Origin of the sequence: Williamsia phyllosphaerae, from assembly GCF_014635305.1 — a bacterium.
Taxonomy (GTDB): domain Bacteria; phylum Actinomycetota; class Actinomycetes; order Mycobacteriales; family Mycobacteriaceae; genus Williamsia_A; species Williamsia_A phyllosphaerae.
In genome coordinates this window covers 25,164-44,923 of sequence record NZ_BMCS01000003.1, presented here as the reverse complement: position 1 = coordinate 44,923, position 19,760 = coordinate 25,164, and the positions used below count along the sequence as shown (strand labels likewise).

Genomic DNA, 19,760 nt, shown 5'->3' with positions numbered 1-19,760 from the left:
CCGGGCACGGATCCGCCCGGCCGGGGTCAGTCGTTGCCGGAAAGATCGATCGGCGCCCATTCGGCCACCGGGGCCGCCACCAGATCGGGGTCCACCGACTCCGGCGTCACGCCACGGACCGCGAGTTCGCGCCACAGCCCGTCGAGCGCGCGGTCGGCGTCGAGGAGGTACTCCGACTCACGCACGCGCCAGAACCGCCATCCGCACCGACGCAGTTCGCGCTCACGCTCCATGTCGGCACGGGCCTGCTCCGGCGTCGAGGTGAACTCGTCGCCGTCGCACTCGACGGCCAACCGGGCATCGGATCCGGTGACCACTAGGTCGATGACCCGGTTGTTCACCAGCACCTTGGGATTGACGTGGAAGCCGCGTGCGGTGACGTCGAGGAAGATCTGCTGTTCGAAGATGCTCTCGAACGGCTCGCACCGCTCGGCGACACCGACGTCGGTCGGCATCGGAGCCACCAGGGCACCCTGCGTGCGCTCCATGTACGACAACAGCGAGAACCGCAGGTCGTTGGGCTTGAGGTCGTCCGACGACACCGAGTGGAACAGCCACAGCTGTTCCATCGCGCGCGACGCGGCGACGTTGAACCTGCGCTGCGACTCACTTCGTGTGAGCGACACCGGGTTACGGTCCCGCGAGACGACCATCGACAGGAACACCACGTGGCGCTCGTCGCCCTGGAAGTCCGGCGGTGTGCCGATGCGCAGCGCGCGATCGTGCCACTGCTCGTCGTCGAGGGCGGACCGGAGCAACTGCGTGATGAGGTCGACCTGTCGCTGCCCCTGCAGGACGACCACACCGAACGTCATCCCCGCGTAGGCGGGATCGGACGCACAGCGGACCACCTCGTCGACGAGGGCCTGCGCCTCGACGCTGTTGGTCAGCGCGGAACTGTCGCCGGAGGCCACCGCGTCGGGCACGAACACCGTCCGCAGTGGCGGCAGGCGGTCGGCGCCGAACTGGCGCACGGGCACGAGCGGTGAATCGGGATAGAACTGCCGCGACGAGTACTCGATGATCTCGGGCATCGACCGAAAGTGCTCCCGCAACCGGACGACATGACCGAACCGGGTGCGCAGCATCGAGAAGAGACTCGAGCGCGGGGTCAGACTGTCGCGCATGTACTGCGGGATGTCGGGGAGGTAGGTGTCGAGCTTGGCGAAGACGTCGTCGAGACCGGCGCCGGCGAAATTACCCGGTGCACACTGACGATCGTCACCCACCACGATCACGCGGGGCGCCAGCCAGAGCAGGAACAGACTCGTGATGTCGGCCTGCGACGCCTCGTCGACGATCACCACGTCGAAGGAGTTCTGCTCCGGCGCGATCGACGACAGCACCTGCGAGATCGGCATGATCCACGCGGGCACCGCGCCCTGCGCCTGGTTCATCGCCGACCGGGCCGCGCGCCGGAAACGCTCGGCGTGCTTGCCCGAGCCCTTGCCGAGGTTGGTGATGTGATCGCGGTAGGACTGCAGCGCCTGTACCTGCGACACCGTCATGTGCTCCAGGCACTCCCGCCACGCACACGCCGCGGCGAGTCCGGCGGTGAAGTGGGCGATGTCGGCCTCGACCGCGTCGAGGTCGGACTCCAGCCGCGACTCGCGGCCCGGGTCGCTGCGGTTCTCGGCCCACGCGTAGGCGCGGCGCCACGACCAGGCGTCGGTCAGCTCACGCAGACGCGCGTCCCAGACCTGCTCGTCGGCGGTGTCGCGGAGGACCCGGTGCAGTTCGGGCGCCTTCTGCTTCAGGCGCAGCTCCAGCAGATCCAACGATCCCTGCTGATCACGTTGTGCGCGAGCCTGATTCCAGCCTCGGCGGGCCAGTTTGACCGCGTCGGCGTCCGCGGCGACGAGGGCGGCCAACAGCGCCTCGCCCTCGGCCGACGGTCCGGCGTCGACCTCGGCCGCCAACTTCCGCGCGCACTCGTCCAGCTCGCGGCGCGCCAGCACGCCGTCGTTGGTCGCCGCGATGGCGCCGGTCTGTTCCGCGACGTCGGCGACCTCGTCGACGCTCTTGGGACGGGGTCCGCCGGGGCTGATCGACTCGAGCTGTCGCACCAGCGCGTCGCGGCCGGTGAGCAGTTCCGAGATCCACCCGAGCTGATCGTCGAGACGCACCAGCTGGTTGAGCTGCGACGACCGTGAACCGGAGGTGTCCACCGGGACATCGACATCGGCCAGGATGGTCTGCACCCGGCCCACCGCCTCGAGGACGGAGAGGTGGTCGGCCACCAGCTGCAACGTCTCCGCGTCCCGGGGCTCGCGACCGTCGACGGTCGCGGTCACGCCGGCCGCCTCGACCGCACGCTGCTGCGGCGACTTGCGGAACCGTCCGCGCCACACACCGTCGGACCGAAGGTGTTGCGCCGCCTCGGAGTACACCGATGCGGCGCCCTGTGCGGCGCCGTCGACCACCACGTCGTGGGTGCCGATGTCGGCGTCCCGGCGGGTGGCCTCGTCGATTATCGCCGAGATCTGGGTGATCCGGTTCCAGAGGTACGCCGCCTCACCGGACAACAGCCGCTGCGCCATCTGCTGCATGTGGGGTTCGAACGTCCGCACCTCGCGGACGGCGCCGCCGAGGTGGTCGCACTGGTTCTTGATCGCGAGCAGTCGCGCGCTGTCGACGTCGGCGAGGATCGCCAGCAGTGATCCGTTGCCGGTCATCTTCTCGGTGGGCTGTTCTGAGATGCGCGCGCAGATGCGATCGATCTCCACCGAGTCGGGCAGGAAGCTGTCGAGGTCGGGTAGACGTTGGGCGAGTCGGCTGGCCCAGGTGTCGTCGCGTTCGCGCAGCAGGATCAGCAGACGTTCCATCTCGTCGCCGTCGAGGGGCGGCAGCGCCGACTCCAACGGACCGGGCAGCCAGTCGTACCGCGACTCCACCTCGCGGCAGGCGCGGACGATCTGCGCGGCGGTCCCGCTGTAGCCGGCGGCGACCCACTCGTGCTTCTCGGTCTCCGACTCGCGCAGCTGCCAGATCTCGCGCAGTGTCTGTTCGCGCTTGGCCCGGGCCTGGTCACGCTTGGATCGGAGGTTCTTGATCTCCGAGGTCACCACGCGCGACTGAAAGGTCCCCTTGCGGGCGGCGATCGACCCGACGCTCTCCACCAGCGACGTCGAGCCGTCCTTGGTGACGTCGGTGATGGCGACGGCCAACTCGCGCAGCTCCGGGGGGAGCTTGTCGCGAAGGACCTGCAGCGCCTGGGCCTTCTCGCTCACCACGAGGACGCGCTGACCCTTGGCCAGCAGCGCCGACATCAGGTTGGCGATGGTGTGGGTCTTACCGGTACCCGGGGGCCCCTCGACGACGACACCGCTGTCGAGTCCGAGTTGAGCCAGGATGTCGCGCTGTTCGACGTTCGACGGCAGCGGATAGAGCGCGTCCTCGACGAGTTCGCCCGCCGACATCGCGCCGGCCGCGGCGAGACGCTCGACGCGCTCCGCGGATTCGATCGGCTCGACGAGCTGTGCCAACCCGATCGGGATGTCGACCGACTCGTCGCGTAGCGCCGAGATCATCGCCTCGTAGTAACTCAGCACCGCACCCGAGCCGCGGTTGCGCAGGATCAGCGCCGGACGCGGTTGCACCGACACCGTCGACGGGTCGGCCGGTACCTCCGCCGCCCACTGCTCGAGGAGCTCGGCCACCGGCGCGGCGAGCGCGGACGGCTGGCTGCCCAGCGCGACGGCGATCGGAGACGACCGGCTCAGGTCGAAACCGTCGATGCCGGTGAGCAGATGACTGTCCTGCAGTTCGGGGACCGAGTCACCCGCGAGACCGATGGTGATGACGCCGGTCGAGTGATCGTGTTCGGCGACGACGGCCTGGGTGACGAGGTGTTCGTTGACCGAGGTGGTGCCGTCGGACGACGTCACGGTCAGCAACCCGGTACCGATGACGAGTTCGAGCGACTCGGGTCGCTCGGCGAGGTCGTCGAGCATGCGCGCGACCTGCCCGAACGCGGTCGCCGCGCCACCCGTGGCGGTCAGTTCGACGCACCGCTCCCCCGGCGCCGCCTTGGTGCGTACCGGGGCGCCGAGATCGTCGCCCAACCAGACGGTCGCCTCGTGGTCGTCGACGTGTCGGACCACCGTGGACCGCGCCCGGATCAGCTCGTGCAGGAACTGCAGGAGTCGTAACACCCGGGCGCGACGGTCGTCGCCGGACATCGGTTCGGTCATCAGGTCCTTTTCACCCACACGATCGCCGGTCGAGGGTCGGAGTGCTCTGCACGTCTACCTCAGGTCGACACGCGACCTGTGTGAGAAGAACGCTACCCGGTCGGGCGGTGACCATCACATTCATGGGTGATCACACTATTGGACAACCCGGCCGGGGTGTGGGCGACCGCAGATCGCGGTGCCGGAAGGATGAGCCCGGGTGGTTCAGCCGGCGAGCAGGGCCGAGCGGAACGCGGGGAAACCACCGTCGACATAGCGGACGTTGGTGTATCCGAGGGCGGCGATCTGTTCGGCGATCCGGCGCGCCTGCGCCTGGACCGAGACGATCGCGATCTCGATGTTCAGATCGTGGATGCACGCGACACGGCGCGGCGAGGTCGGGGTGAACGCGGCGGTGAGGTCAGCGGGCTCGACGACCACCGCTCCGGGCAGGCTCCCCTGATGGCGAACCACCTGGGGACGCATGTCCACCACCACTGCACTGCCTTGCTGCGTGTGCTCGGCCGCTTCTGTAGCCGAGATACGATCCACCACTGACACCGGGGATTCCACCGATCCTGTTACCGAATTGATCTTGTCTGTCGCGGAAGCCGATTCGAACGACCACGATGTTGCGCGGACTCCCGTGACGGGTGTGTCGTCGGGCAACGCCAAGATGTTACGGGAAAGTTTCGTCGGTGGCCGAGGGTGGAAGTCTCGGTCGGGTCTCAGCTCCGGCCGCGACCGGCGACACGAGGTTGCGCACCCCGACGACCACCGAAATCGCGCGGTCCGCCGCGCCCTCCGCCGTTGCGTGCGGCCGACCGACCACGCGGTCCGCCCTCATCACGGGTGATGTTGATCGGGACGTTGGAGATCTTCGTCCCGCGCAACAGCGTCAGCGTCTCGCGGCCGAGATCATCGGGCAGCTCGACGAGGCTGTAGTCGTTACGGATGCTGATGTGCCCGAAGTCGCCACGGGTCAGACCGCCCTCGTTGGCGATCGCGCCGACGATGGCACCCGGGGTGACACGGTCCTTCTTGCCGACCGCGATGCGGTACGTCGCGAAGTTGGTGCCGCCGTCCCGCTGCTTGCGCTCGGGGCGGTCCGGCCCCTTCGACCGCTCGCTCGCCGGCGGATCGGGGCTGAGCAGGAAGCCACCGTCGCGCGTCTCGAGTGCGAGCGCCGCGGCGATGTCGGCCATCGCGACGTCGTTCTCCTGCGCGTAGTTCTCGATCAGACGACGGAACATCGCGATGTTGTCCGAACCCAGGTTCTCGGTGATCGACTCACCGAACTTGGCCACGCGCTGGGCGTTGACGTCGTCGACGCTCGGCAGACCGATCTCGGTGATCGGCTGACGGGTCGCCTTCTCGATCGACCGCAGCAGATGCCGCTCGCGCGGGGTGATGAACAGCAGCGCGTTGCCCGACCGACCTGCGCGACCGGTACGACCGATGCGGTGGACGTAGGACTCGGTGTCGTGCGGGATGTCGTAGTTGACGACGTGCGAGATGCGTTCGACGTCGAGACCACGGGCGGCGACGTCGGTCGCCACGAGGATGTCGAGGCTGCCGCTGCGCAGCGACGCGATGGTCCGCTCACGTTGGGCCTGCACGATGTCGCCGTTGATGGCCACCGCGGAGAACCCACGGGAGCGCAGCTTCTCGGCGAGTTCCTCGGTGGCCGACTTGGTGCGGACGAAGATGATCATCGCGTCGAACGACTCGACCTCGAGCACGCGCGTCAACGCGTCGAGCTTGCGCTGGTGCGAGACCTGCAGGTAGCGCTGCGTCGTGTTCTGCGCGGTCTGCGTCTTGGCCTTGACGGTGATCTCGACCGGGCTCTTCAGGTACTTCTGCGCCAGCCGACCGATCGCCTTGGGCATCGTCGCCGAGAACAGTGCGACCTGCTTGCTGTCCGGGGTGTCGCGCAGGATCCGCTCCACGTCCTCGGCGAAACCCATCGTCAGCATCTCGTCGGCCTCGTCGAGGACGAGGAAGTCGAGCTCGGAGATGTCGAGGGTGCCCTTGTCGAGGTGGTCGATGACGCGGCCGGGCGTGCCGACCACGATCTGCGCACCACGACGGAGACCGGAGAGCTGGACGCCGTAGCTCTGGCCGCCGTAGATCGGCAGGACGCGGATGTCGGGCAGATGTGCGGCGTACTTGCCGAACGCCTCGGCGACCTGGAGCGCGAGCTCACGGGTCGGCGCGAGGACGAGGGCGCGGGGCTTCTTGCCACCACCGGCGATCTTCGAGAGGACCGGGATCGCGAAGGCGGCGGTCTTGCCGGTTCCGGTCTGCGCCAAACCGACGACGTCGCGACCCGCCATCAAGGGCGGGATGGTCTCCGCCTGGATCGGCGACGGTGTCTCGTAACCGACATCGTTGAGCGCCTGCATCACGCGGGGTTCGATGTCGAGGTCTGCGAACGAGACCGATGTGGTGGTCTCCATCCCGCTGTCGCTCACTGCTTCTCCGGCTCTTCCCGGCACCTGGCCGTGGGTGGTACCCCGGTCCTCGTCGTGCTGCGGGGATTGATCTGTCATTGCACAGCACTCTAGCCGCCGGAGGAGGCAGATCGTTATTCGAGAAACATGCCCACTCGGCGCGTGCGCCGACGACCGTCTCAATGCTCGTTGCTACGGTTTCCTTCACCGGTGGCACAGGTAATCTGTGTCACAGTCGTCCCGTCAGTCGGAATTGTCCGATTCTCGACGCAGGGACACGATTGGAAAAATGGAGGCCCCCGTGCTGGAAGCGACCACTCCCGCGAAGTTCGTCGTCGCCGACGATGCATCGATCATCGACGCACCACTGCGCTACCGGAGCGAGCGTCCCGACCTGGAGCTGTTCCGTCGTCGCTCCGGCGACACCTGGACGACGGTCAAGGCTCGCGAGTTCGCCGACCAGATCGATTCCGCGGCCAAGGGCCTCATCGGCGCCGGCGTGGCGGCGGGTGACCGCGTGGCCATCCTGTCGTCCACCCGCTACGAGTGGACGGTGCTCGACTACGCGATCTGGCGTGCGGGTGCGTCCACGGTCGCGATCTACGAGACCTCGGCGTCGGATCAGGTGAAGTACATCCTCTCCGACTCGGGCACGTCGCTGCTCATCGTGGAGAACCAGTCGCAGCGCAGCGCCCACGCCGACGTCATCGACGCGGCGTCGGGGTCGCTGCGGGAGACCCTCGTCATCGAGGACGGCATCCTCGACGCGCTGGCCGCCCGCGGTGCCGACGTCGCCGACGACGAGCTCGACGCACGACGCAGCGGTATCAAGTCCTCGGACATGGCCACGCTCGTCTACACCTCGGGTACCACGGGCAACCCCAAGGGCGTCGCGCTGACGCACGAGAACTTCCTGGCCGAGTGCAAGAGCGTCCGAGAGGTCATCGGCGACATGATGTCCGAGGGCCGCTCCACGCTGCTGTTCCTGCCGCTCGCCCACATCTTCGCCCGCGTCGTGGCGGTCGCGTCGGTGGAGAACGGCGTCGTGCTCGGCCACACCAACGACATCACGAACCTGCTCAGCGACTTCGAGAAATTCCAGCCGAGCTACATCCTGTCGGTGCCCCGGGTGTTCGAGAAGGTCTACAACAGCGCCAAGCAGAAGGCCTACGACGGCGGCAAGGGCAAGATCTTCGATCGCGCCGCCGACACCGCGATCGAGTACAGCCGCAGCCAGGAGACCGGCTCCGCGGGCATCGCCCTCAAGGCCAAGCACAAGCTGTTCGACGTCCTGGTCTACTCCAAGCTCCGCGCCGCGCTCGGCGGCAAGTGCACCGACGCCATCTCCGGCGGCGCACCGCTCGGTGATCGCCTCGGTCACTTCTTCCGTGGCGTGGGCATCCCCGTCTACGAGGGCTACGGCCTGTCCGAGACCGCCGCCGCGGTGACGGTGAACACTCCCACCGCGCAGAAGGTAGGCACCGTCGGCCGGCCGGTCGCGGGGGCCTCGGTCCGGATCGCCGAGGACGGCGAGGTGTTGCTCAAGGGCCCCATGGTGTTCGAGGGCTACTGGCACAACCCCGAGGCGACCGCCGACGCGATCGTCGACGGATGGTTCCGCACCGGCGACATCGGTGCGCTCGACGACGGGTACCTCTCGATCACCGGCCGCAAGAAGGAACTCATCGTCACCGCGGGTGGCAAGAACGTCTCCCCCGCGCCGCTGGAGGACTCGATCCGAGCGCACCCGATGGTGAGCCAGTGCCTCGTGGTGGGTGACAACAAGCCGTTCATCGCGGCTCTGGTCACGCTCGACCCCGAGGCCGTGCCCGGCTGGCTCGAGCGCAACAACCTGCCCGCCGACACCCCGATCGCCGACCTCACCCACAACGAGACGCTCCTCGCGGAGATCGACGGCGCGGTGAAGACGGCGAACAACAAGGTGTCCAAGGCCGAGGCCATCAAGAAGTTCACCATCCTCGACACCGACTTCACCATCGAGTCGGGCGAGATCACCCCGACGATGAAGCTGAAGCGCAACGTCATCCATCAGGCGCACGGGGACGAGATCGAGGAGCTGTACACCAAGCGGTAACGTTCCACCCGAGATGACCCGGGACCGTGCGATCGACGCCACGCGCGGTCTGGCCATCTTCAGCATGGTCAGCGGTCATTTCGCGCTCGGTACCGATCTCGCGAAGCCGACGCACGTGTTCCCCTATGCGGACGGTGCGTCGGCTTTCGTGCTCCTGTCGGGGCTGCTGCTGGGGATCGTGCACCGCGGTTGGTCGGACCGGACCGGGTCGCTGCGCGAGTCATGGCGGCGGATCATCTGCCGCGCCGCGGTCATCTACCTGTGTCAGGTACTGCTCGCGCTCACGGCCGTCGCGGTGTCGCTGGGCGGCCACACCGAGCTGACGTTCCTTCTGCCCGTGGCCGATTGGTCGCAGGGACTCTGGTGGGCGCTGACGCTGCGGTATCTCCCTGGCGGCGGCAACATCCTGGTGCTGTACCTGGTCCTCATCGCGATCACGGCTCTGGTTCTGCCGCTGCTGCGACGGGGCGCGTGGCCGGTGGTCCTCGCCGCGTCGCTCGCGCTGTACGCGGTCGCACTCGTCGATTCGCCTGCGTGGTTCTACATCTCGAGTACCGCCGAGCAGCCCGAGATCCAGAACTGGGCGATGTGGCAGATCATCTTCGTCCCCGCCCTCGTGGTCGGATGGCTGTGGCACGAGCGGCAACTGGGCCCGCTGCTGGTCCGCGCAGCCATACCGGTGGTGCTCGTGGCCGCCCTCGGGGCCGCGGTGTCGATCGCGCTGCACACCGCCGATACCGCGGCCACCACGGACGCACTGCTGGTCGACAAACTCGACTTCGGTCCCGGTCGCGCCGTCGCGGCGTGGACCATGGTCCCCGCGGTGTATGCCGTCCTGCACATCATGATCGGGTGGTGGCGTCGGGACTGGCTGCGTCCGCTGTGTCAGGTGGGCTCGCGCAGCCTCGATTCCTATGTGCTCCAGTCGGTTCTGCTGATGGTGCTACCGATCATCGTCATCGCCCCGTGGTCCGACGGTGTCGCCACCGGTATCGCGCTGGGCGTGTTCGGCCTCTGTTGGGCGTGGGCGGAGTTCCGACGTCACGTCGGGCTGGACAAACTGCATCGCGCGCCCGTCCTCGCGGTCAGGATGGCCCGCCGCCGGTCGGACGTCACACGCTGACGGACGTCTCAGCCGCCCAGGAAGTCGAGGATCGCGGCGTTCACGGCCTCGGGCTGTTCCACCTGCAGGAAGTGGCCCGCCCCGTCGATGATCGCCACCCGACTCCCCTCGGGAAGGATCTCGCGCACCGACGAGACGAGCTCGACCCGCATGCATCCGTCGTCCGCGCCGTGCAGGTACAGCGTCGGAACCCTCGGTGCCCGCCGCCACGAGTCGTGGAGTTCGCGATACCGGGCCGCGGGACGGCCGGGGCCTGCCACCGACCGGTAGTACTGCAGTGCCGCCCTGCGGTTCTCGAGCGTGGGCAGCGCGTCGAACACGTGCGCGACATCCTCGGTGGCATCGTGGCCGGGCGACCAGTCCCGCCACAGTTTCGGGATCAAGCGGTCCAGGGAACGCTCGGACACGACCGGGATCTGGTTGAAGAAGATGTACCAACTCATGCGCGCCTGACGGCGTAGGAGACCGAATCGTGTGCGCGGATCGAGATCCGACCTCGTCATCGCCGGGACCGGCGGCACCGACATCGACACCACGGCCCGAAACGGTGACTTCCGGTGGGCGCCGATCGCGTTGGCCGTCAGCGCACCCCAGTCGTGTCCGATCAGCACCGCGTCCCTTCCCCCGCCCAGTGCATGGTGCACGCCGATGGCGTCGTGCATCAGCGCTCCGATGTGGAAGTCGCCGTCGGCCGGTATGTCGGTGGGTGCGTACCCGCGGGTGAACGGTGCGACGACGCGATACCCACGTTCGGCCAGCGCGGGCCCGAGATGCCGCCAGGACCACGCCGAATCGGGATAACCGTGTAGCGCGATGGCCAGCGGACCGTCGTCGGGACCCCAGGTCAAGGCGGTGATCGTGAGTTCGGGCAGCTCGATGCGCAGCGTTCTCGGTGGCGATGTGTCGGTCACGAGAACCGATTCTACGAAGGAACGCTCCCGATGCGGCCGCTTGCGCGCGCACTGCGTGCGAATCGCATGGCCGGGTCCCCGAGACGGGCGTACCGCAGGGCGACGATGTCGTGGAAGTAGCTCATCCCCAGCTGCCACGGCGACCTGGTACCGGCGCGGGGGAAGGTGTCGATCGACCGCAGGATGTAGTTGGCCTCGCAGTCGAGCAACGGTTCCTCGGCCATGTCGTCCGGGCGGACGGGGACGAAATGGTCGAAACCGCGCGCGTCCATGTGGGCGACCATCCGCCGGAAGTGCTCCCCCACGAGATCGGCCTTGAGCGTCCAGGAGGCGTTCGTGTAGCCGATCGTGAACACGAGATTCGGTACCCCGCTGAGCATCATCCCCTTGTAGGTCAGGGTCTCCGACGGAGCCACCGCCGCACCGTCGACGGCGATGTCGATGGCGCCGAACGCCAGCATCTGCAATCCGGTCGCGGTGACGAGGATGTCGGCGTCGAGGTGCTCACCCGAGGCCAATGCGACTCCGTCGGAGGTGATCTCATCGATCACGTCGGTGACGATCGAGGCGCGTCCGTCCGACAATACGGCGAAGATGTCGCCGTCGGGGGCGAGGCACATCCGCTGATCCCATGGGTCGTAACGCGGGGTGAAGTGTCGGTCGAGGTCGAAGTCGGACGGCAGTTGGGCGGCGTTCTCCTTGCGGATGACCGAGCGCATGTAGGTCGGCCAGCGCTTGCACGAGTGGTACAGCGCGGTGTCGATCGCGATGTTCTTCCATCGCGTCAGCCCTGCGGCGCGCCGCGGCCCGATGACGCGACCGAGCCTCTCGTCGAGTGTGTCCCGGCGCGGGAACGCCATCACGTACGTCGGCGATCGTTGGAGCATGACCACGTGTGCGGCGGTCTCCGCGAGCGCGGGCACGAGTGTGATCGCGGTGGCGCCGCTGCCGATCACCACCACCCGCTTACCCGCGTGGTCGAGGTCGGCGGGCCACTGTTGCGGATGGACCACCGGGCCGGTGAACTCGGACTGACCGGGTAACTCCGGGGTGTGCCCGCGCTCGTAGTCGTAATAGCCGGTGCACAGGTAGAGGAACCGGCAGGTGAACTCGACGGCGGTGTGACCGCGCAGGGCCACGACCGTCCAGGTGGCGGTCTCGGTGCAGAAGTCCGCCCGGATCACCTTGTGACCGAAGCGGATCCGAGCGTCGGTGCCGTCGTCGGCAGCGGTCTGCTCGATGTACTCACGGATGTCGGCGCCGGAGACGATCGAGTCGGACGAGGACCAGGGACGGAAGCGATAGCTGAGGCTCTGCATGTCCGAGTCACACCGCACCCCGGGATAGCGGAACAGATCCCACGTCCCCCCGATGCGTTCACGCGCCTCGAGGACGACGCAGGACCCGTCGGGAAACGCCTCGCGAACGTGGTGCGCGGCCCCGACGCCGGACAACCCGGCGCCGACGACGACCACGTCCACACACTCCGGCTGCGTCGATGTCATCTGACCAAGTGTCGCCAACACGGTGTGATCCACGCAATAGTGACTGTTGACAACACCTGTTGAGCACGGTTGGCATCGGCGGGCAGCCGGATCGCTCAGGTCCGTCTGCGGACCACGACCCGCCCGCCCGATCCGGGCGCGAACGCGACACCCCGCGAATGCCAACTCTCGTCCGGTGCCGCGGTCGGCTCGATGGTCCAACCGGTGAGGAGCGTGCGCAGTACGGTGTGCAGTTCCATCGTCGCGAACGCGGCGCCTATGCAACGCCGGACGCCACCTCCGAACGGGATCCACTCGTGCGGGTCGGGTCGCGAGCCCAGGAACCGGTCGGGGTCGAAGCGCGCGGCGTCGACGAACACGGCGTCGTCGGTGTGGACCAGGTCGATACCGACCATGATGTTCTGCCCCCGGGGCAACACCCACGGCCCGAGCGCGTAGCTCGGGGCCTTCACCTGGCGAAACGTCGAGTCGATGACCGGACGTGTGCGTTGCACCTCGAGGATCACCGCGGTCAGCAGATCGTCGACACCCGCGTCCACCTCGGCGACCAGGCGATCGAGGATCGCCGGATGGCGTCGTAACCGCTCGATCGCCCACGCCAGCGTGGTCGCGGTGGTCTCGTGTCCGGCGGTCAACAGGGTGAGCAACTGGTCGGAGATCTCGGCGTTGCTCATCGCCGAGCCGTCGTCGTAACGACTCTGGACCATCATCGCGAGCACGTCGTTGCGATCGGCGAGATCGGGATCGGCGCCGGCCGTGGCGATCAGTCCGTCGACGATCGCGTCGTACTCGCGGCGGTACCGGTTCAGCCGTCCCCACGGACTGAAGCGGCCGAGGTCCCAGGTGGGCACGGGTATTACGATCAGTTTCGAGCCGAGTTCGACCATCGGCGGGATCACGGCACGCAACCGGGCGAACTCGGCGCCCTGGGCGCCGAACACGGCCCGCAGGATGATGTTCAGCGTGATCGACATCATCGGGTCGAGGACGCTGCGCTCGCGACCCTGCGGCCAGGCCGCGAACTCCCGCGACGCCTCGTCGACCATCACCGATTCGTAGCCCGCCAGTCGGCGACCGTGGAAGGGCGGGACCAACAGCTTGCGCTGATCCTTGTGCCGGCGGCCCTCGAGCGCGAACAACGAGTTCGGGCCCAGGACGCGGCCGAGATTCGCCTCGATCTGATCGAGATCCTCGGGCCGCGTCTTGAAGATCTGGCGGACCTCGTCCGGCTCGCTGATGACCACGACGGTCCCGAAGGTCGGCAGCTTGATGGTGAAGTCGGGACCGACACGATCCCGCAATCGCATCAGCGCGGCGCGGCGGTCACGGAGCGCCGAGATCCCCTGCAGGAGACCGGGCATCGCCGTGCCCGGCGGCAGCACCACGGTGTCGTCCGCTGCGCCGATCGTTCGCGTGCTCATCGCGCCTCCCTTGGTACACGTTTGTACCGGGCCCACGGTACGTACATGTACCGACGAGGGCAAGAGCGAATTTCGGAACCTGCTCTCGGGAGCGGGAACGATTTATCGGTCGCGCGCGACGCGGATGTTGTACTGACCGACCTTGCGGTAGAGGGTCGCCCGACTCATCCCCAGTTCGTGGGCCGCGTCGGCCATGGTCGGGTTGCCGGTGGCGAGGACCCGGATGATCTCGCCCCGTTCGAACGCCTCGATCCGCGACAGGTGCCGCGCCGACCCGGCGAGGACCTCGTGCGGCAGGCCCGACACGTCGATCACGTCGGCACGACTCGTTGCATGCGAGATCACCCGCGTCAACTGAGCGACGTTGCCGGGCCAGTCGAAGCCCTGCAGGGCCCGCCCCGCCGCGGGCGCGATGACGACATCACGACCGCGCGCCCTGGTCGCCATGTGGTGCGCCAGCGGAAGCACGTCGGCGCTGCGCTCGCGCAACGGTGGGATCGCGACCACCGTGTCGACCAGAGCGGCCAGCGGTGGCGGGATGTCCTCGAAACGCTCGGCGCTCATCGCGAACGGCAGTACCGACTGGGTCCGCGATCGCACAACGAGTTCGGCCAGCTGATCGGCGACCCAGATGGGCAGCGAGTCCACGTCTCGCACGATGACCGCGGTGTGCGACTTGCCCAGTTCGGGTGTCCACAGGCCGAGCCAGGTCTGCAGATCCGACGGCGCCGGGGCCTCGGCCGAGAGGATCCGATCCCGGGGGTGCACATGGCGGGCGGCCTGTGCGAGCGCTGTCGACCTGCCTGCGCCGGGCTCGCCGATGGCCGCGACGACGTTGCCCGTCGACATCGCCCCCTCGGCGGCCGAGACCGCTTCGTTCCACGCGTCGGACAGCGAGTGGACGGTTCCCGAACCGGGTTCGAGGCGCGGGACCTCGACCCGGAACACACGGCCGCGCGGCGTCGGGCGCGATGTCCGGCCGGAGGTCCGCGCGAGCATCAGCGCCGCGGTGGTGCTCGCCGCCGACCGGGCCAACGCCAGGAGCAGCTCGCTCGACGACCTCGACCACGTCGTGAGATTGACGCTGCCCTCGAGACGCCCGGACACGGGTTCGATGACCGGCACCGCCGCGCACGTGAACGAGCACAGGTTCTGCGCGTAGTGCTGATCGGCCCTGACCAGGGTCGGGACACGGTCGGCCAGGGCCAGCCCCAGACCGTTCGTGCCCACCTCCCGTTCGGAGTAGGCGAAACCCGGTGCGAGATGGACGTCGTCGAGAGCGCGCAGCAACGAGTGGTCGCCACTCATCCGGCTCAGCACGACACCGTCGGCGTCGGTGAGCATCATGCTGACCGGCTCGGTGGCCAGCGTCCGGTGCAGGTCCATGAGGACTTCGTTGCCACATTCGAAGAACAGCGATCCGAGGTCGTCGGTACCGGTGAACACCGGTTCGACCGAGTCGAGCGAGACCCCGTACTCCTCGCTGCGCTGCCACGACGCGAGCAGACGACGTGGCACGTCCGCGGCGGACCCGAACACGACGGCACCCTGCCTCGCCCGCTCCGGCAACCTCTCGGACACCGCCACACCTCCACCACGGGCGCATCACCCGATGTGATCCACGTTACAAGAGGGGACCACGGCGACGCCGCGGCTGACGGCGGTGGCGCGTCTCAGATTGAGACACCGACCACAGGGTTCGGCCATATCGGCCTCCTAATGTCGACTCCACAGCCTGTGACACCAGTCACAAACCAGGAGGGACCCCCATGTACGAGAAGAACGGCGAGAAGTACTTCATCGTCGACGCGCACGTCGCACTCTGGGATGCGCGCGAGGAGAACCAGCGCAACATCCACGGCAAGCAGTTCATCGACTGCTTCTACGACTACCACCGCAACCTCTCGCCGGAGAGCGAGGTCTGGGACTACGACGACTACCTCTACCAGGGCGGTGAGCGCCTGATGAAGGACCTGTTCGCCGACGGCTACGTCGACCACGCCATCTTTCAGCCGGCGCACCTCGGCGAGTTCTACTACAAGGGTTTCGGGCAGACCGATGAGGCGTCCGAGCTCGCCGCCGAGCACCCCGACAAGCTGACCTACAACCACCACTTCGATCCCCGCAACGGCGAGCAGGGACTCGACCAACTGCGTCTCGACGCAGAGAAGTACCACCTCAAGGGCGTGAAGCTGTACACCGCCGAATGGCACGGCGACTCCCGCGGCTACAAGCTCGACGACCCGTGGGCCTACCGCTACTTCCAGGCCTGTCGCGAACTCGGCATCCGCAACATCCACGTGCACAAGGGCCCCACCATCCGACCGCTCGACCGCGATGCGTTCGATGTCGCCGATGTCGACCACGTGGCGTCGGACTTCACCGACCTCAACTTCGTGGTCGAACACTGCGGTCTGCCGCGACTGGAGGACTTCTGCTGGATCGCCACCCAGGAACCGAACGTCCACGCCGGGTTGGCGGTCGCGATGCCGTTCATCCACAGCCGACCGAAGTACTTCGCCCAGATCCTCGGCGAACTCCTCTACTGGATCGGAGAGGATCGCATCCAGTTCTCCTCCGACTACGCCATCTGGACGCCGCGGTGGCTGATCGAGTCGTTCGTCGATTTCCAGATCCCCGACGAGTTGGGTGAGTACCCGCAGCTGACCACGGATCAGAAGAAGAAGATCCTCGGCCTCAATGCCGCTGCGATGTACGACATCCCGGTGCCTGCCGAACTGCAGGTCGCCGCCGCCGACGAGACGTCGGTCGGACCGCGGGGCGCCGACGAGATGGTCGGTGCGTGAGATGGACGATCAGCAACGACGCGACTCGGCGTGGCATGCGCTCGACGTGGTGATCGATCCCGAACTCGACGAGCCCATCACCGACCTCGGGTTCGTCCGGTCCCTCGAGGTCTCCGCCGACGGCGCGGTGTCGGTGCACCTGCGTCTGCCGACGTCGTTCTGTGCACCGAACTTCGCGTATCTGATGGCGTCGGACGCCAAAGACGTACTGACGGCGTTGGAGTGGACGGGCTCGGTCACGGTGGAACTCGACGATCACCACGACTCCGACATCATCAACACCGGACTGGCGGCCGACGCCGGCTACCGCGGTACCTTTCGGCACGAGGCCCTCGACGATCTGTCCGAACTCCGCGAGACGTTTCTCCGCAAGGCACACACCGCCGCGATGGAGCGTTGCCTCACTGCGATCCTGCGGTGTGATCGCGAGTTCGACGTCTCGGAGCTGGGGGCGGTGCGTCTCGACGCCCTGCCCGCCGACGACATCACCGAGTCGTTGTTACGGAGACGTCGTAGCATCGGATTGTCGACCGAGGCAGACGATCTGGTGATGGTCGATCACCGCGGCGTCGGGTACGCACCGGACGCCGTTCCGATGGCCCTGCGACGCGCACGCTCGACCCGCATCTCCATCGACGGCAACGCACACTTCTGTCGCGGTCTGCTCCGGACCCGCTACGGCGACGACGCGGTCGGTCCGCGCACCGCGGGCGACACCCCGTCCGACACCGGGACCTTCGTCCCGCTGTCCGCGCTCACCATGCCCGCCTGACTCCCCCACCCGAACCTGTGAAGACAAGGAACACCCCATGAGCACGATGCGCGCCGTCCAGGTGGTCGGCTACCACCAGAAACTCGAGATGACCGAGCTCCCGATCCCCACCCCGAGCGGACCGTTCGACGTGGTGGTGAAGATCGGAGGGGCCGGCGTCTGCCGTACCGATCTGCACATCCTCGAGGGCCAGTGGGCCGAGAAATCCCAGGTGACGCTCCCGTACACGATCGGACACGAGAACGCCGGCTGGGTCGCAGCGGTCGGCTCTGCGGTCACCAACGTGGCCGAGGGCGACAAGGTGATCCTGCACCCGCTCATCACGTGCGGCCTGTGCCGGGCCTGCCGGTCCGGCGACGACGTGCACTGCGAGGTCAACCAGTTCCCCGGGATCGACACCAACGGTGGCTACGCGGAGTACATCAAGACCTCGGCACGCAGTGTCGTCAAAATCGACGACGCACTCGAGCCCGCTGATGTGGCGGCGCTCGCAGATGCCGGGCTCACCGCGTACCACGCGGCGGCCAAGGCCGCGAAGCGGCTCACCCCTCGCGACAAATGCGTGGTGATCGGCGCAGGAGGACTGGGGCACATCGGGATCCAGGTTCTCAAAGCTCTGACTCCCGCCGAACTGATCGTCGTCGACCGCAACGAACAGGCGCTGAAGTTGGCGGAATCCATCGGCGCCGACCGAGGGATCGTGGCCGACGGCACCCAGGTGGAGCAGATCCTGGAGATGACGGGCGGGAACGGTGCCGAGGTCGTGATCGACTTCGTCGGCGAAAACGGAACGACCGCAGAGGGTCTGGCGATGACACGGCCAGCGGGCGATTATCACATCGTCGGGTACGGCGAGAACATCGACGTCCCGTCCATCGATCTGATCTCGGCCGAGAAGAACATCGTGGGCAACCTGGTCGGCTCGTACAACGATCTGTGCGACCTGATGCAGCTGGCGGCGCGCGGCGCGGTGAACCTCCACACCGCGAAATACTCGCTCGACGACTTCCAGAGTGCGATCGACGATCTCGACGCCGGCAACGTCCGTGGTCGCGCCATCCTCACCCCGTGAAGATCCGGTCGACCGATCGAGTCCGCCACGTACCGTGGCAGGGAACCGTTCACCACATCCCAGGAGCGCATCCATGATTTTGATCGTCGTGAAATTCGAGACGAAGCCCGAGTTCACGGACCGGTGGCCCGAGCTGGTCGCCGAGTTCACCGCGAACACCCGCGGCGAGGAGGGCAACCTGTTCTTCGACTGGGCGCGCAGCCTCGACAACCCGAACGAATACGTCCTCACCGAGGGCTTCGCCGACGACGCCGCCGAGGCACACGTCGGTAGCGATCATTTCCAGAAGGCCGTCTCCGAGCTGCCGCAGTACCTGGCGCACACACCGAAGATCATCAGCGAGAAGATCGGCGCAGAGGGCTGGGGTCCGATGGGCGAGATGCAGGTCGACTGACCCGAGTCATCAGCGCGCGGGCGGAATCCCGTGATGTCGTTCCGCGACATCCGGGTGCGCCCGCGTGCGTGATTTCCAGGCGTTCTCCCCGTAGGTGGAGAAGATCGGGTTGTCCGGATCCGCCTCGACGCCGTGCGCGAGGTCGGCCAGTCCTTCGGGCAAATCGATGATGTCGATCACGGCGTCGAGGGCCGGGTTGAAGAAGTACGGGATCGAGATCCGGTCGGTGCCCGGCCGGGGCGCGAGGACCCGATGACGGGTGGCCCGCAGGTAGCCGCCGGACGCCACCTCGAGCAGCTCACCGGTGTTGACGATGAACGCCCCCTCCAGCGGCGGGGCGTCGATCCATCTGTCGTCGCCGGTCTGCACCTGAAGACCGGTCGACCCCGGTTCCACCAGCAGCAGGGTCAGCACCCCGGAGTCCTTGTGCGCGCCCACCCCCTGTGGGTGCTCGGCGCTGCCCGGGTAGCGCACGACCTTCATCAGGGTCGCGGGCGCGTCCGCGAACGCGGCGTCGAAGTGGTCCTCGGTGGCACCCAGGGACACGGCCCACTGGCGCAGCAGTCGCATCCCCACCTCGGCAAGGTCGTCGGACCACCGTTCGAACGCGCGCCGGAACCCCGGTGGGTTGGTCGGCCACAGGTTGGGACCCTGCAGGTTCCAGTACCCCTCGGCGTCGACGACGGCCGGACGCTGCGGTCCGATGTCGATCTGTTCGCGCCAGTCCACCGCGCCGTTGGTCAGCTCGCCACCGAGTCGCGACCAGCCCCGGAAGTGCGGGCTCTCGAGCTGGCTGATCTCGTCCTTCTCCTCGGCAGGCAGCGCGAAGAACTGCCGGGCCAGGCTGAGCACCTCGTCGAAACGGTCAGAACCGAACCCGTGGCCGACGAGATAGAAGAACCCGTGGGTGTGCGCGGCCTCGCGGACAGCGGTTCGGAACGCATCCGGGTCGGCGTCGGCGGTCGACAGGTCCAGGACGGGGAGCATGCCTCCATGCTGGCCGCGGACAGCCCGATCGTCCACTCTCCGACTCAC

At 67.5% G+C, this 19,760-nt stretch carries 14 protein-coding genes; 6 read left to right on the top strand and 8 right to left on the bottom strand.

Annotated features, from left to right (window positions below):
* Positions 1-26 precede the first annotated feature (26 nt).
* From IEV93_RS18705 to IEV93_RS18695, 3 genes are all read right to left on the bottom strand, one after another.
* A complete protein-coding gene (locus IEV93_RS18705) occupies positions 27-4,193 on the bottom strand; it encodes a PDDEXK-like endonuclease domain-containing protein (protein ID WP_188491856.1) in 4,167 nt (1,388 codons plus the stop codon).
* Positions 4,194-4,397: 204 nt separating this feature from the next.
* Positions 4,398-4,733: a rhodanese-like domain-containing protein gene (locus IEV93_RS18700; RefSeq protein WP_188493178.1), complete on the bottom strand. Its 336-nt coding sequence runs from the start codon at positions 4,731-4,733 to the stop codon at positions 4,398-4,400.
* A gap of 167 nt (positions 4,734-4,900) precedes the next feature.
* Complete coding sequence (locus IEV93_RS18695; protein ID WP_229705407.1) at positions 4,901-6,631, bottom strand: DEAD/DEAH box helicase; 1,731 nt, start codon at positions 6,629-6,631, stop codon at positions 4,901-4,903.
* 283 nt (positions 6,632-6,914) lie between these two features.
* Here IEV93_RS18695 and IEV93_RS18690 point away from each other — a divergent pair, with 283 nt between their 5' ends.
* Both IEV93_RS18690 and opgC read left to right on the top strand, forming a co-directional pair.
* Positions 6,915-8,720: an AMP-dependent synthetase/ligase gene (locus IEV93_RS18690; protein ID WP_188491852.1), complete on the top strand. Its 1,806-nt coding sequence runs from the start codon at positions 6,915-6,917 to the stop codon at positions 8,718-8,720.
* 13 nt (positions 8,721-8,733) lie between these two features.
* Positions 8,734-9,843 (top strand): OpgC domain-containing protein, encoded by a 1,110-nt coding sequence (gene opgC / locus IEV93_RS18685; protein ID WP_188491849.1) that lies wholly within the window; start codon positions 8,734-8,736, stop codon positions 9,841-9,843.
* Positions 9,844-9,851: 8 nt separating this feature from the next.
* Here opgC and IEV93_RS18680 read toward each other — a convergent pair whose 3' ends face one another.
* The 4 genes from IEV93_RS18680 to IEV93_RS18665 all read right to left on the bottom strand — a co-directional run bounded on the left by IEV93_RS18680 (position 9,852) and on the right by IEV93_RS18665 (position 15,261).
* A complete protein-coding gene (locus IEV93_RS18680) occupies positions 9,852-10,754 on the bottom strand; it encodes an alpha/beta fold hydrolase (RefSeq protein ID WP_188491847.1) in 903 nt (300 codons plus the stop codon).
* Between the two features lie 11 nt (positions 10,755-10,765).
* Positions 10,766-12,259: a flavin-containing monooxygenase gene (locus tag IEV93_RS18675; protein WP_188491846.1), complete on the bottom strand. Its 1,494-nt coding sequence runs from the start codon at positions 12,257-12,259 to the stop codon at positions 10,766-10,768.
* A gap of 95 nt (positions 12,260-12,354) precedes the next feature.
* Complete coding sequence (locus IEV93_RS18670; RefSeq protein ID WP_188491844.1) at positions 12,355-13,680, bottom strand: cytochrome P450; 1,326 nt, start codon at positions 13,678-13,680, stop codon at positions 12,355-12,357.
* Between the two features lie 102 nt (positions 13,681-13,782).
* Positions 13,783-15,261 carry an AAA-type ATPase lid domain-containing protein gene (locus IEV93_RS18665; protein WP_229705330.1) on the bottom strand — a complete coding sequence of 493 codons (1,479 nt, stop codon included), beginning with the start codon at positions 15,259-15,261 and terminating at the stop codon, positions 13,783-13,785.
* A 188-nt stretch (positions 15,262-15,449) separates the two neighbouring features.
* Here IEV93_RS18665 and IEV93_RS18660 point away from each other — a divergent pair, with 188 nt between their 5' ends.
* The 4 genes from IEV93_RS18660 (at position 15,450) to IEV93_RS18645 (ending at position 18,725) form a co-directional block, all read left to right on the top strand.
* Complete coding sequence (locus tag IEV93_RS18660) at positions 15,450-16,487, top strand: amidohydrolase family protein (protein WP_188491842.1); 1,038 nt, start codon at positions 15,450-15,452, stop codon at positions 16,485-16,487.
* Between the two features lies 1 nt (position 16,488).
* Entirely contained in the window at positions 16,489-17,259 is a 771-nt protein-coding gene (locus tag IEV93_RS18655) for a metal-sulfur cluster assembly factor (protein ID WP_188493174.1), read from the top strand.
* A gap of 46 nt (positions 17,260-17,305) precedes the next feature.
* Positions 17,306-18,331 (top strand): NAD(P)-dependent alcohol dehydrogenase, encoded by a 1,026-nt coding sequence (locus IEV93_RS18650; RefSeq protein ID WP_188493158.1) that lies wholly within the window; start codon positions 17,306-17,308, stop codon positions 18,329-18,331.
* 73 nt (positions 18,332-18,404) lie between these two features.
* Positions 18,405-18,725: a putative quinol monooxygenase gene (locus IEV93_RS18645; protein ID WP_188491840.1), complete on the top strand. Its 321-nt coding sequence runs from the start codon at positions 18,405-18,407 to the stop codon at positions 18,723-18,725.
* A 9-nt stretch (positions 18,726-18,734) separates the two neighbouring features.
* Here the strand turns inward: IEV93_RS18645 and IEV93_RS18640 are convergent, their stop codons facing one another.
* Positions 18,735-19,712, bottom strand: coding sequence for an isopenicillin N synthase family dioxygenase (locus tag IEV93_RS18640; RefSeq protein WP_188491838.1), 978 nt, complete (start codon positions 19,710-19,712; stop codon positions 18,735-18,737).
* Positions 19,713-19,760 lie beyond the last annotated feature (48 nt).